Origin of the sequence: Haloferula sp. A504 (assembly GCF_044385805.1) — a bacterium.
GTDB lineage: Bacteria > Verrucomicrobiota > Verrucomicrobiia > Verrucomicrobiales > Akkermansiaceae > Haloferula.
In genome coordinates, this window is the sequence record NZ_JBISBU010000004.1 from 1 (window position 1) to 11,194 (window position 11,194).

The following is an 11,194-nucleotide window of genomic DNA, read 5'->3' on the forward strand; positions in this document are numbered from 1 at the left end:
TGATGAAATCGGCATCAGCCGGGCCGATTTCATCATCGGCGCTCCATTACCACCTCGATGTCGGCATTTCAGTGGCCAACCGGGCGGCATGACCCTCCGGCAGGCCCGCCGTGGCCGCAAATTCCGGCCAGCGCCGCACGACATCGATGACCCGGCCGATTTTTTCGTCGATCCGCCGGACCGACTGATCCCGGCCCAGTCGGCGGAGATCGTCGGGCTTCAGCTCCGCATGGCGGCCATTCACGGCCGCGCTCCGGAGATTCGACGTGAGCGGATTGGAGGCAAAGGTCAGGTCGTAGGCCGGACTCGGGTGCCACTGGTGTTCGGAGTCCATCAGGAAGGCGTGATTTCGCCCGTGATCATCGTCGTTGCCGACACTGACGTTGAACACCGCTCGAAGGAAGAACTCATCGACCGCGGATTCTTCGGCACAAAGCATCCGCGCGAGATTCATCAGGTCGGCATAGTCCAGCCCGTCGCCGGGCGATGTGTGGGTCAGCCCGCACCAGGTGTGGACGTGGAAACGCTGACCATCCAGGCGGTCGAATCGACGGGTGAGGAAATGCGCCCGCCCGCGCGCGTCGGTGAGAAGTCGGGTCTCCGGCACGTGGATGCCTGCCGCAGCGGCCATCAGATGGCAGGCATGCTCTTCCCGCGTCTCCATCCCCTCCGCATCGAGCTGGAACTTGAGAAGCCAAGGCGACGAGCCTTCAGGTGGGTTGCCGCCTCCGGGCCAGAGTGTGGCAAAGTCCTTGGAGAGGTGGACCAGTGCTTTGGGCTGGGCGCCCCCGGCCGTCATCCCGGATCGAATCAGCTGGGTGATTCCTTCGGCGGGTTCACCGTCGTAAACCCGCCGCGCGGTATCCACCAGATCGGCCACATCGATGGCGACCTCGGAGCGGAAATCCGGAGGCGCTTCGTCCGGCTCGTAGCCCAGCACCCCAATCCCATAGTCGCCTTGGGCGGCCAGCTTCTGCAGGGAGCCCACGCGCCGCCACGGAATGCCCTTCTCGTCAAAGAACCGCTTCAGCAACCGGGTGCCCCACCAATCGGGCATCGAGTCCTCGAACAAGCCGAACAGCGGCCCGAAGGCGGGAGTGGGCGTCGTGACCGAGCCCGGGGTGTTGGCCGGGAGGTAGATGGGCGAAAGCTCGATGCCACGTGCCGCCCACTCGGAATCAAATTCAAAAAAGACCCGGTGGTCGGGTGCCTCGAAGAGCCGGCCAATGACCGGTCCCTCCGGAATGCCCAGATGGCGGACGGTGAGCTTCATGATCTGATCGAGCCGCGGGTGGCCTTCTCAACCGCTTCGAGCGAGGCATAGGCAGGCGTCTCCGCGAAAAGCTCCCGCAGGCCGCCGTCGAGATTGAGGATCACCGCCACCTTCGCCAGGCGCTGCAGCGAGCCCTTGCCCTCACGCTCCAGCAGCTTGAGCGTCGAAAGGCTGATCCCCGACCGCTCGGCCAGCTCCGCCTGGGTCCAACCCCGGGCCTTGCGATGATCGCGAATCCGGTGGCCAATCTGACGCGTCAAGTGAGTCGGGTTCCGTTGTTGAAAAGTCGATATTTTGTCCACAAAAGCTCAATAAGGGCAAAATAGACAAAATACAAGCTCTTATGGAGCGCGCGACGCTGTCGCGCATCGCTGGGCTCGAGGTGTTCTTTTCCCGGCAAGGGTCGAAAGGCGGTCGCTGCCTGCCTTTCCGGGAGTTTGAGCCGTGGGGAAGATTCGGGACTTCTTGGGTTCGCGGGGAGCGACGGCGTCGCGCGTTCTTACCGCTCCATCTGCTGCCGCCAGTAGTCGAGGCGCTCCTTGATCCGCTTCTCGAGGCCGTTCTCGGTGGGCGTGTAGTATTTCCGGCCCTCGGGCAGGTAGGCCTGGGGGACGTAGCCCCCCTCGTAGTCGTGGGAGTAAAGATACTGGAGTTTCTCGTCTTCCGTTCCGCTGGCGGACGCCAGCTTTTTCCGGGTCTTGGTGCGCAGGTGCTCCGGTACCGCCAGCGTCCGGCCCTTTTCGATGTCCTTCATCGCGGCACCGAGGGCGGCGTAGGCGCTGTTCGATTTCGGTGCCGTGGCGAGGTAGACGGTGGCGTGGGCCAGCGGGATGCGGCCCTCGGGCATGCCGATGAACTCAAAGGCCTGGTGGGCGTCCATCGCCACCCGCAGGGCGTTGGAGTCCGCCAGACCGATGTCCTCGCTTGCCGAAATCACCAACCGGCGGGCGATGAAGCGGGGGTCCTCGCCGGCGTGGAGCATTTTTGCCAGCCAGTAGAGGGCGGCATCGGGGTCCGAGCCACGGATGGACTTGATGAAGGCCGAGGCGGTGTCGTAGTGGGCGTCGCCATCCGCATCGTAGGCAATCGCCTTGCGCTGGATGCTCTCTTCGGCGACCGCCAGACTCAGGTGGATCGTGCCATCCCCCGCGGGAGGCGTGGTCAGGACCGACAACTCCAGCGCCGTCAGGGCTTTTCGGACGTCGCCGTCGGACATCTCCGCCAGGTGCCTCAGGGCCTCCGATTCAGCCTCGATCGCCATCGAGCCAAAGCCGCGATCCGAATCCGATATCGCCCGCTCCAACAATTGAATCAAGCATTCGCTTGAAACAGATTCAAGCTGAAAGATCTGGGAGCGGGACACCAGCGGCGAGTTGACGTAAAAGTAGGGATTATGGGTGGTTGCGCCGATGAAACGAACGGTTGCTTTCTCAATGTGAGGCAGCAGCACGTCCTGCTGGGACTTGTTGAAACGGTGGATCTCATCAATAAACAAAACGGTCGTTTGGTTGCGGAGATCGCGGTAGGTGCGTGCCTGATCGATCTTGGCGCGGATTTCGGCGACGTTGGACTCGACGCCATTCAGTGCCTCGAAGCGGGATCCGGTCGTGCGGGCGATGACGTGGGCGAGGGTGGTCTTTCCGGTGCCCGGGGGGCCGTGGAAGATCAGCGAGGTGAAGCGGTCGGACTCGATCGCCCGGCGCAGCAGCTTGCCTTGGCCGAGGATGTGGTCCTGTCCGAGGATCTCGTCGAGCGTGCGCGGGCGCATCCGCGCGGCGAGCGGTTCATCGGCGGAGGCCTCGCGGGGTCTCGAGGGTTCCGCGTCGCTGGCGAAGAGGTCGGCCACGGGATGATTCAAGATTGGAGATTGCCCGATGACGATTTCGGAATTGGGATTTCGGCATGCAGACGCTGAAGCACCTCCTGGAAAAGAATCGTGAGTGGGCTGCGGGCCAGCTCGAGGAGGATCCCGGTTTCTTCAGTCGTCTGGTCGCCCAGCAGAACCCCGAGTACCTCTGGATCGGGTGCTCCGACAGCCGCGTGCCCGCCAATCAGATCACCGGCCTCGCGCCCGGCGAGGTCTTCGTCCACCGCAACGTGGCCAACGTGGTCGTGCAAACGGATTTCAGCATGCTTTCCGTGCTCCAGTACGCCGTGGACGTCCTCAAGGTCCGCCACGTCATCGTTTGCGGGCACTACGGCTGCGGCGGCGTGCAGGCGGCGCTCGAGACCGTGCCGCACGGAATCATCGACAATTGGCTGCGCCACATCCGCAACATCGCGCGCCGGAGGGCGGACGAACTCCAGGACCTCGAACCCGCCGAGCGGATCGACCGCCTGTGCGAGCTCAACGTGCTGGCCAATGCCGAGAACATCGCCCGCTCGACCATCGTCGAGGATGCGTGGGACCGCGGCCAGCAGGTCGGCGTCCACAGCTGGATCTACGACCTCGGCAACGGCCTGATCAAGCCGCTCGCGCCGTCGATCAATCACGCCGTTTTCGACCCGGCGGTGTTCCGCGGGCCGGATGCCGGAAAATTGCCGGTTGAATAATCGGCGGGGCAGGGGCATCTTGCGCCGACTCAGCAAACGGGGGCGTTCTGGTTTCGACGGGATGTTCGACGAGCTGGCTGCACGTGGAGGTTGATCGGTTGGCCTCCTAAAAAGCCGATCAAACAGAATAATTGCAGACTCTAACGAGCTCGCACTTGCTGCTTAATTGACGGCAACGTCTGAACCCTGATGCCTGTTAAGGGGGAAGGCGACCAACCAACAGGCTGGCTGGCGGACCGGGCGACCGGGTCCGGCGGTGAGATTCAACAGGACGCTAGGGTGGGGGACGCGGCTGACGGGCTGATCCCATCCGAAGCAACGAGTGTCAGCTAAACGTGTAGATGCCAGCACTGAAGGCATTTCGGACAGGGGTTCGACTCCCCTCGCCTCCACTTTTCTTTCCTTTTGATTTTGAGTTACTTACGGACCGGGGTTGTGGTCTGATCGGCACTTTCAAAAGGATTTCAAAAAATCAGGCCCGAATTTGGGGGTCTCCCGGGCACCTGTCGAAGCGGTCATTCAGATCCATTAGTCGGCAATCCTGCTCGCCAGTCGCCAGCGGGTTGAGCTTCAGGAAATGGCTCCGAGCGCTCCCTGATCGAAGGTGCCGTTTTTGCAGGATGGACACCTTCGGCCGGCGAGCTTCGCCACGTCGACGAGAGCGGAGCTGCCGCACTCGGTGCACGTGAGTTCGTCGCGGTCGGGATCCCGCTTCACGATCTCGAGGCAGGCTTCGCAGAGGTAGTCGGATTCGTTTCCGCCACGCTCCTTCACGACCTGCTCGATCTCGTTGGCGGTTGGTGGATGGCCGAGGATGTCGGCGACGATCTCCTCGAGTTCCTGTTCGCCCCCGGGGTGGTAGAAGTGGTGGCGCTCTCCGTCCGGTCCTTGGACGTACGGATTCCCGTCATCCCAGGAGTCGACCGTGAAGTCGCAGCTGGGACAGGTGTAGCTGGTGCAGGACGCCATTGGGTTGATCGAGTGTTGGGATCCTTCAGGCCAACCGGAGGCCCTTGGAAGTCGTCATCGCCGGGCTAATCGGGGCGGCCGAGTGGGTCATTTTTACGCAAGATTCGCGCTGCGGAAAAAGCCATTGAGAAGATGACCTCTCAAAAATCATGCTTTTTCGGAGATTTTGTGCATTCGATCTGGATAGGAATTGTTCCCACCAAGGAGGCCAAAACCCGAAGGGCCAGAGGCTGCAATTCGTTGTAGATCAGGCATCAACAGAGAATTGAAAATACACGAATGGAGCAGCCAGTGGTCGAAGCTGCTGCCACATCGGATCCAAGAACCGATTGAGGAGACCGCTTTCAGGCTCCCAGGAGGCACATATTCTGGAAGAGCGTCACGAAGCTGCCTTGAAGCGGTGGGATTGGTTTGCATCATTCGGCTACTCCGAAGCGAAGGCAGCCCAAGTCACCCGCCAGTTGTTTTCGCACGCAATCTTTGCGGTGAGTTTGTGACCGCCCGGAGGAAACCTGAGGTTGATGCGGAATCCGGACTTGCTGGGGTGGTAGATGGCTGATGCCCCCTCGGCCACCCAGTGCTGGGAGTCGCCTGCCAGCGAACAGACGTAGACGGGGGCGGCTTCCAGGTGCTCGAGTCCGGTGGCGACCTGGACGAAGATCTGCCCTTCCTGATCGGGGTGATCTTTCCAGTCGGAGGGGCAGGAGGAACCGGCGGCGATGGCGACAGACATGTTCCTACCTTGCGGAGCGGTGTGGTGTGTCGGCGAGCCAATTCCCGGCTGCTGACCGCTAAGAAAAAGAACCCGCCCCGGCCGGGGCCGGGGCGAGCTCTTGGGACGGGATCAGTTGTAATGCTCGTAGGGGTGGTGGCGATCTGGTCGCCGGGTAGCCCGATGCCGTTGGATCAGCTTCACCACCAGGAAGGCGGTGGCCAGAGCCAGGACGATCGGCGGCATGGCCGAGACTGCGGTGGTGATGTTGGTCAGCGAGGTGCTGACCAGACCGCTCCACGATTCCAGGCCGGCGAGAAGTGCCGTCACGGGTGGGATGATGAGCACGGCAGCGACGGTCAGGACGACAGCCAACCACAGGCTCACCCGGATCCACTCCCGGAGGAATCCACTCGGTGAGAGCCAGTGCTCGGCTCTCAACAGATTGTAACGCACCACCTCGGCGGAGCGCTCCGGCCATCGGAGTCGGTCGAGCTGGGCGATGATCACGGGCCTGGCCACCGGGGCCGGCCTCCAGACCTGCCGAGCGAGTTGGAACACCGGCCGGCCGGGTGGCCCGAGCGGTGCCGGCTCTTCGGGCACCGGCTTGCCGGGATCAGGAGGTAGCGCTTGCATGGCTGCTCTCCCCCCTTGAGCTGGATCCGATTGCTGTTCCTCCGACAAAGGCAATCACGGTGACGAAGGCCAGACCCAGGGCGGCCAACTGCCATCGGCCCTTGCCCATGGTTGCCTTCTCGACCTTGGCCTCTGCCTCTTGGACTTCGGCTTTGGCTTCTTCGACCTTGGCTTCGGCTTGTTGTCGGAGCTGGCGTTCGGCCTTCACTCGATCCTCGATCACGCTAACCGGACTGGCACCCGGCGAACGCGGTGGTGGTGGTGCGCCTCCGCTGGATTCATCACAGCTGCTCAGCAGAAATGCGGTCAGCAGGAGGAGCACGGTATTGATGATGGTCTTCATGGTGCTCCTCCTTTCAGTTGGCGAGTCCGACGACGCCGTCGCAAAGCCCGTGGAGGGCTTCGCTGCGGGCGAGTGTCAGGCTCGGGTTTTGGCCCTTGTAGACCTCGGTGAAGGCGTTGAAGAGGCTCCAGACCGTTCGTGGCCTGAAGGCCGCGTGACTCGGCTCTCTCCATTCGTGGACGACGTCCGGCACCTGCATCGGCGTGATCGCCCCGCAGTCGGTGGCCCGAATGACGAGGTCGTGAACCTCCCAATCGGCGAGGGGCCGATCCCGGTAGGCGTCAATGCGTCGATCCAGACCGCGGAAGCGATCCCCAAGACGACCGACGGCACGGGCCGTCAGATGCCTCAGGTCACGGTAGGCGAAGCGGGTGTGCTTGCGGCTGATTTTCACCTCGCCGGAGAAAGCGAGGTTGTCGCAGGTGAAGACCGAGGTGCCCGCCACGAGTCCGGCCGGGAAGGTCTTGTCGTGGCTGTTCCGCAGGCCGACGACCCAGGCGTAGTCACGCTCGGGTGTGTCGGGCTGGCGAACCTCCATCACGCCGAAGTAGCGTCGGCCCTCGTGGGAGAGGGCGTGGCTTTCGCGGCCGATCTGGAAGCCGGCGGTTTCGAGCTGGGTCTGGACTTCCTCCAGCAACGCCCGATGGGCGAGTGGATACCAGGTGGTGGTGCCCCTTGGGGTGGGCACGGCATTGAGGGTGGGCCGGTCGACGAGTTCCGCCCCGCAGTGGAGCAGCATTCCGGCGACGGGCCTTTCGATGGGTGGATCGACGATCTCGTATGGCACGGGAACGTCGGGATTCATCAGTTCAGTCATTTGGTTTGGCTGGTTGTTGGTTTCTAGGAATGCACGAAGGGCGGCCCCGGAAACCGGAGCCGCCCTTGGTGCGGAGAATCAGAGTCTGGCCGAAAAGCTTCCGCCTTGAGCCATCAAAGGAGATGAGGAAAGCTGGAACAGCTGCTGAGGAACCCATGTGCTACCACTTCCGACGCCCGTCACCTCCAATGGTCGGGATGCTCCGAGCCTGTATCGTCGCCCAAGGCGGGATGGACGTGGGCGTGGTGACGAGTAAGCTGCAATTAGGCAACGCCCATGAACCGCACCTCACGCCTCGGCATCAAAGCCCGTGTCTAGCCCTGACCCCCCTGAGTTTTGAGCTCAACCCGGATAAAGCCTTTTTAGGCCTCCTTCGTGCAGGGCAAGCCGATCAACCTCGGTTCAATCGGTCCAACTGAAGCGGAACTATTGTCGCAAGAAAGCCAAAGCATTTTACCACTACGAATCTTCATGAACTACCTAGACACACAGCAAGTTTGCCTAAACGGACATCAGATCACGGATGGAATCAAGTTTAGTCCCGAAGCCATGAGGGACCACTGCCCAGAATGTGGTGAGAAAACCATCACAGAATGCCCTAAATGCAGCAAAGCAATTCCAGGCCATCAGCATTACGAGGGAGTTTTTGTGGCCGGTTCTGAGCCAGTCCCATCACACTGCACATCCTGTGGAGCACAATTCCCTTGGACAGAGAGAAGAAAGAAGATGGCGACTCAATCCGGAAAAGATTCGGGAGTCGACTTTGCTGATCTAGTGCGGGTAGCGTGCTCTAGGTTTCATCTTGTCACCAAACAGCTTCGAGAGCGTCACGCTTCTCGCTCAACACTCGATGTTGAGGATGAGTACGATGTGCAGGACCTACTGCATAGCCTCTTGCGACTCTATTTCGACGACATCCGGCCTGAAGAGTGGACGCCCAGCTATGCGGGAAAGTCTTCCCGAATGGACTTTCTCTTGAAGGCTACTGGAATTGTGATTGAGGTCAAAATGACTCGAAAGGGCCTCGGGGCGAAGGAGCTCGGAACACAGCTCATCGAAGACATTGGCCGTTACCAATCCCACCCCGATTGTGAGCACTTAATCTGTTTTGTTTATGACCCAGACGGCCGTGTCGCAAATCCGAGAGGCATTGAGCGGGACTTAAGTCGCTCTGAGGGAGGTCTTAAGGTGACTGTTTGGATAGTGCCTCAAGGCTACTAAAAATCAAATTGCATTCAGAGCTGCAATCAGCCTCGAGAACCTACCTGCACCATTGTCAGAGCTGTCTAGTCGGTTTTGAGTAAAACCCCTAGAGAACGGGACATGTGAAGCCCGATCCTCACCCACTCGGGCAGAGGACCGGGCCCGAATTTGCTCTACGCCGAAGTCCTGCTAGATGGCGGCCACGCGGCACAGTCCTTGCGAAACTGGCACCACGAGCAGTGCATGCCGGGCTGTGGGAAGAACCGTTCTTCAACGATCCCCTCCACGGCGGTCTCGAGCATCCGAACGACCCGGTCCTTCCGTTGCCGGTCGGCGGGTGGGGAGCTGACCTTGATGACCTGCGGCGTCTTGGTCTTCACCAGGAACACGAGGTCGAGCGACGGCGGGGTTTCTCCCGTCGCGCCCTCGACCAGCAGCTGGTAGCTGACCAACTGGATCTCGTGGTCGAAGGCCGCCTGCTTCGGGTCGGGGCGCGCCGCGGCGGACTTGAAGTCCACCGGGACGCCGTCGTGGGTGACGAGGTCGATGACCCCGCCCAACGGCACCGGGAGCCCGTCGAGCTTCTGGTCGAGGGGCACTTCCACCGCCTTGGGGCGCTCGGTGGGTGCCTCCCCGGAGTCGAGGTAGGCGGCCAGCACCCGCAGCCCGTCTTCCCGGGCCTTGGTGCGGGCCTTGTCGTCCTTCCAGGACACCGGGCCTTCCTCTTTCTCCAGACGCCGGAACTCGACCTCGAAGACGCTGGCGAGCATCTCGGGCGAATCGTTTCCACCCCGCCAGCGGGCGAGGTGGAAGGCCTGTAGCCCGGCGTGGATCGCCTTCCCCAGATGCAGGGACGGCGACACCGGGGCCGGCAGACGCAGCACGCGCTCGAAGAAGAACTTCAACGAGCACGACAGGTACGACTTCGCCGCGCTGGGCGAGATGTGGTCCGGGAGGGTCCGGGGGGCTGGCGCCACCGCCTGCTGGGTCGGGGCGATCATGAGTGACCTCCCTTCCCGTTGGCGTAGGCCCGGCCGCTGGAACGGCGCTGGGGCTTTCCGCCGTGCGTGTCGAGCAACTCGTCGATCAGGCCGGAGGCCTCCATCTTGTTGAGTTGCTTCACGCCCTTGCCGAAGCGTTGGCGGGCGAGGTGGTCGACCTCGTCCTTGTCGAGGCTGTGCTCGTCGACGAGCTTCAGGATGAGTTCCTTCTGCTTGTCGCTGCACTGCCAGCGGTCGCCATTGGGCGAGTGCCCGTTGGAGCCGTCGGTGTGCGGTTGGGCGTCGTCCATCCCGTAGTCGCCGGGCGGGACGAAGCCGGTGGATTGGATCTGCTCGTCGACATTGGTCTGGAGCAGGTCGTAGAGCCGCCGGGACTCGGCGGCGACGTCGTCGGTAGCCACCAGTTCGGTCTCAACGGAGACGGAGAACTGATGACTGGAGTAGCCCGGGAGTCCCAGGCGTTTCGAGTAGGTTGCATTCAGGCGGATAGCCATGGCTGGTTGTGTGTTTGTGGTTGTGCCCGGGCACGAAAAAGCCCGGCCGTGATGGGCCGGGCGTCGTCGTGGCGGGCGGTTTGTGGGGTCTTTATTTGAGGCAGGTCGTCGTCGGCTTCGTAGTCGAGGTCGTGTGGCAGGCATGCCGCTCGCGTGCGGACCGCAGATCGGATTCCCAAGAGGGTTTCACGCCATCGAGCAGTCGCCGAATCACGTCCTCGCCGAAGAACTCGATCAGGTCGGTGGCGATCCTCCGCTTCAGGATCAGTGCGGCACTGTCCTTGATGCCGCAGCGTTTCCCGGCCTCCCGCATGGTGCCGCCTTCCGCCAGCGCAAGGATGGCGATCCGGTGGCGGGGCGGATGAGCGGCCATGAAGGCCTCCCAGTCGAGGTTGCGGGCGGCTTCCTCGGAGGGGTCGGGTTCCTGCCCCTGGTAGGGGTGGCAGGAGACGACCTCGTGCAGGGTGCCGATGTCTCCGAACTCCGTCTCGACGGACTCGTCCAGCCATTCGTGGCGGGCCTTGCCGTCGAGCTGGCAGCCGGGCGACATGGCGTCGCTGCGACCGGTGTAGTAGCTGCGGCGTCCGCTGCGGGCGGCCTTGGTCGCATACCACACCATGTTGCCGGCGGTGAAGCGCCGGCCGGCTTTCTCGGCGGAGTCCATCATCCGGGCGGCCATCAGGGTGGCGTCCTGGGTGATTTCCTCGTCGTCCTCGTGTCCGACCTTGGGGATCGTCCTGGCCGCGTGACTGAGGCGGGGCGCGACTTGATGTTCGAGCATGTCATTGAGCACTGGGCTCATCGTGTTGGTTTCCTTTCGGTTAGGGGTTGAAAGGCAACCGCACGACGGCCCCCACCGCGGGAGCCTGCCGTGGCGATTGCCAGGGTGGCTCCCGTTCCCGCGGGTGGAACGCGGATGGGGGGAGAGGGATTGATGCCCGGCAGCACGAAAAAGCCCGCCGGTGAGGGCGGGTTGGTCGTGCTGCCGGGCGGGATTGGTTTCGACTACCGATGGCGGTAGTCCTGTCGTGTTTCTTCCCGGAGTCGGGTGGTCTCGCCGGCCTTGAGGGCCGGACGGAGGAGGTCGTCCACGAGCTTGGTCATGGGGATCCTCCGGTGCTTCGCCTCGTGGTAGAGGGCAGACACGAGATCACGCTCGATCCGGGGAGAATAGCTGCGGTTTCGGGCCATTT

The 11,194-nt window shown here is 62.5% G+C and carries 14 protein-coding genes and 1 other RNA gene; 3 read left to right on the plus strand and 12 right to left on the minus strand.

Annotated features, from left to right (window positions below):
- Positions 1–46: 46 nt before the first annotated feature.
- The 3 genes from ACG2LG_RS03010 to ACG2LG_RS03020 all read right to left on the minus strand — a co-directional run bounded on the left by ACG2LG_RS03010 (position 47) and on the right by ACG2LG_RS03020 (position 3,119).
- Positions 47–1,273 (minus strand): type II toxin-antitoxin system HipA family toxin, encoded by a 1,227-nt coding sequence (locus ACG2LG_RS03010; protein WP_396256183.1) that lies wholly within the window; start codon positions 1,271–1,273, stop codon positions 47–49.
- On the minus strand, positions 1,270–1,533 hold the full coding sequence (locus ACG2LG_RS03015; RefSeq protein ID WP_396256184.1) for a helix-turn-helix domain-containing protein: 264 nt from the start codon (positions 1,531–1,533) through the stop codon (positions 1,270–1,272). Before ACG2LG_RS03015 ends, ACG2LG_RS03010 begins: the two co-directional genes overlap by 4 nt.
- A 239-nt stretch (positions 1,534–1,772) precedes the next feature.
- On the minus strand, positions 1,773–3,119 hold the full coding sequence (locus tag ACG2LG_RS03020) for a replication-associated recombination protein A (protein ID WP_396256186.1): 1,347 nt from the start codon (positions 3,117–3,119) through the stop codon (positions 1,773–1,775).
- 56 nt (positions 3,120–3,175) lie between these two features.
- On the opposite strand from ACG2LG_RS03020, the gene can reads away from it, so the two are divergent.
- Positions 3,176–3,826 carry a carbonate dehydratase gene (gene can, locus ACG2LG_RS03025; protein WP_396256188.1) on the plus strand — a complete coding sequence of 217 codons (651 nt, stop codon included), beginning with the start codon at positions 3,176–3,178 and terminating at the stop codon, positions 3,824–3,826.
- 38 nt (positions 3,827–3,864) lie between these two features.
- Positions 3,865–4,221: a transfer-messenger RNA gene (gene ssrA, locus ACG2LG_RS03030) on the plus strand.
- Positions 4,222–4,396: 175 nt separating this feature from the next.
- Here ssrA and ACG2LG_RS03035 read toward each other — a convergent pair.
- From ACG2LG_RS03035 to ACG2LG_RS03055, 5 genes are all read right to left on the minus strand, one after another.
- The gene (locus ACG2LG_RS03035) at positions 4,397–4,795 is read right to left on the minus strand and encodes a hypothetical protein (RefSeq protein WP_396256189.1); all 399 of its coding nucleotides are present in this window, start codon (positions 4,793–4,795) and stop codon (positions 4,397–4,399) included.
- Positions 4,796–5,219: 424 nt separating this feature from the next.
- The gene (locus ACG2LG_RS03040; RefSeq protein WP_396256190.1) at positions 5,220–5,528 is read right to left on the minus strand and encodes a hypothetical protein; all 309 of its coding nucleotides are present in this window, start codon (positions 5,526–5,528) and stop codon (positions 5,220–5,222) included.
- Between the two features lie 111 nt (positions 5,529–5,639).
- Positions 5,640–6,143, minus strand: coding sequence for a hypothetical protein (locus tag ACG2LG_RS03045; protein ID WP_396256192.1), 504 nt, complete (start codon positions 6,141–6,143; stop codon positions 5,640–5,642).
- The gene (locus ACG2LG_RS03050; RefSeq protein ID WP_396256194.1) at positions 6,124–6,486 is read right to left on the minus strand and encodes a hypothetical protein; all 363 of its coding nucleotides are present in this window, start codon (positions 6,484–6,486) and stop codon (positions 6,124–6,126) included. The genes ACG2LG_RS03045 and ACG2LG_RS03050 overlap by 20 nt, the downstream gene beginning before the upstream one ends.
- A 13-nt stretch (positions 6,487–6,499) precedes the next feature.
- The gene (locus ACG2LG_RS03055) at positions 6,500–7,303 is read right to left on the minus strand and encodes a DUF932 domain-containing protein (RefSeq protein WP_396256195.1); all 804 of its coding nucleotides are present in this window, start codon (positions 7,301–7,303) and stop codon (positions 6,500–6,502) included.
- A gap of 471 nt (positions 7,304–7,774) precedes the next feature.
- Here ACG2LG_RS03055 and ACG2LG_RS03060 point away from each other — a divergent pair, with 471 nt between their 5' ends.
- A complete protein-coding gene (locus ACG2LG_RS03060) occupies positions 7,775–8,524 on the plus strand; it encodes a DUF2321 domain-containing protein (RefSeq protein WP_396256419.1) in 750 nt (249 codons plus the stop codon).
- Between the two features lie 155 nt (positions 8,525–8,679).
- Here ACG2LG_RS03060 and ACG2LG_RS03065 read toward each other — a convergent pair whose 3' ends face one another.
- The 4 genes from ACG2LG_RS03065 to ACG2LG_RS03080 all read right to left on the minus strand — a co-directional run bounded on the left by ACG2LG_RS03065 (position 8,680) and on the right by ACG2LG_RS03080 (position 11,192).
- Positions 8,680–9,507, minus strand: a complete 828-nt coding sequence (locus tag ACG2LG_RS03065; protein ID WP_396256197.1) for a RecB family exonuclease — start codon at positions 9,505–9,507, stop codon at positions 8,680–8,682.
- Positions 9,504–10,001: a hypothetical protein gene (locus ACG2LG_RS03070; RefSeq protein ID WP_396256198.1), complete on the minus strand. Its 498-nt coding sequence runs from the start codon at positions 9,999–10,001 to the stop codon at positions 9,504–9,506. Before ACG2LG_RS03070 ends, ACG2LG_RS03065 begins: the two co-directional genes overlap by 4 nt.
- 91 nt (positions 10,002–10,092) lie before the next feature.
- Positions 10,093–10,782 carry a hypothetical protein gene (locus ACG2LG_RS03075; RefSeq protein WP_396256200.1) on the minus strand — a complete coding sequence of 230 codons (690 nt, stop codon included), beginning with the start codon at positions 10,780–10,782 and terminating at the stop codon, positions 10,093–10,095.
- 224 nt (positions 10,783–11,006) lie between these two features.
- Positions 11,007–11,192 (minus strand): hypothetical protein, encoded by a 186-nt coding sequence (locus ACG2LG_RS03080; RefSeq protein WP_396256202.1) that lies wholly within the window; start codon positions 11,190–11,192, stop codon positions 11,007–11,009.
- Positions 11,193–11,194: the final 2 nt, after the last annotated feature.

Coding starts and splice junctions, on each gene's coding strand:
- ACG2LG_RS03060 (WP_396256419.1), top strand. CDS start 7,775: ATGAACTACCTAGACACACAGCAAGTTTGCCTAAACGGACATCAGATC.
- ACG2LG_RS03050 (WP_396256194.1), bottom strand. CDS start 6,486: ATGAAGACCATCATCAATACCGTGCTCCTCCTGCTGACCGCATTTCTG.
- ACG2LG_RS03065 (WP_396256197.1), bottom strand. CDS start 9,507: ATGATCGCCCCGACCCAGCAGGCGGTGGCGCCAGCCCCCCGGACCCTC.
- ACG2LG_RS03080 (WP_396256202.1), bottom strand. CDS start 11,192: ATGGCCCGAAACCGCAGCTATTCTCCCCGGATCGAGCGTGATCTCGTG.
- ACG2LG_RS03070 (WP_396256198.1), bottom strand. CDS start 10,001: ATGGCTATCCGCCTGAATGCAACCTACTCGAAACGCCTGGGACTCCCG.
- ACG2LG_RS03075 (WP_396256200.1), bottom strand. CDS start 10,782: ATGCTCGAACATCAAGTCGCGCCCCGCCTCAGTCACGCGGCCAGGACG.
- ACG2LG_RS03040 (WP_396256190.1), bottom strand. CDS start 5,528: ATGTCTGTCGCCATCGCCGCCGGTTCCTCCTGCCCCTCCGACTGGAAA.
- can (WP_396256188.1), top strand. CDS start 3,176: ATGCAGACGCTGAAGCACCTCCTGGAAAAGAATCGTGAGTGGGCTGCG.
- ACG2LG_RS03045 (WP_396256192.1), bottom strand. CDS start 6,143: ATGCAAGCGCTACCTCCTGATCCCGGCAAGCCGGTGCCCGAAGAGCCG.
- ACG2LG_RS03055 (WP_396256195.1), bottom strand. CDS start 7,303: ATGACTGAACTGATGAATCCCGACGTTCCCGTGCCATACGAGATCGTC.
- ACG2LG_RS03035 (WP_396256189.1), bottom strand. CDS start 4,795: ATGGCGTCCTGCACCAGCTACACCTGTCCCAGCTGCGACTTCACGGTC.
- ACG2LG_RS03010 (WP_396256183.1), bottom strand. CDS start 1,273: ATGAAGCTCACCGTCCGCCATCTGGGCATTCCGGAGGGACCGGTCATT.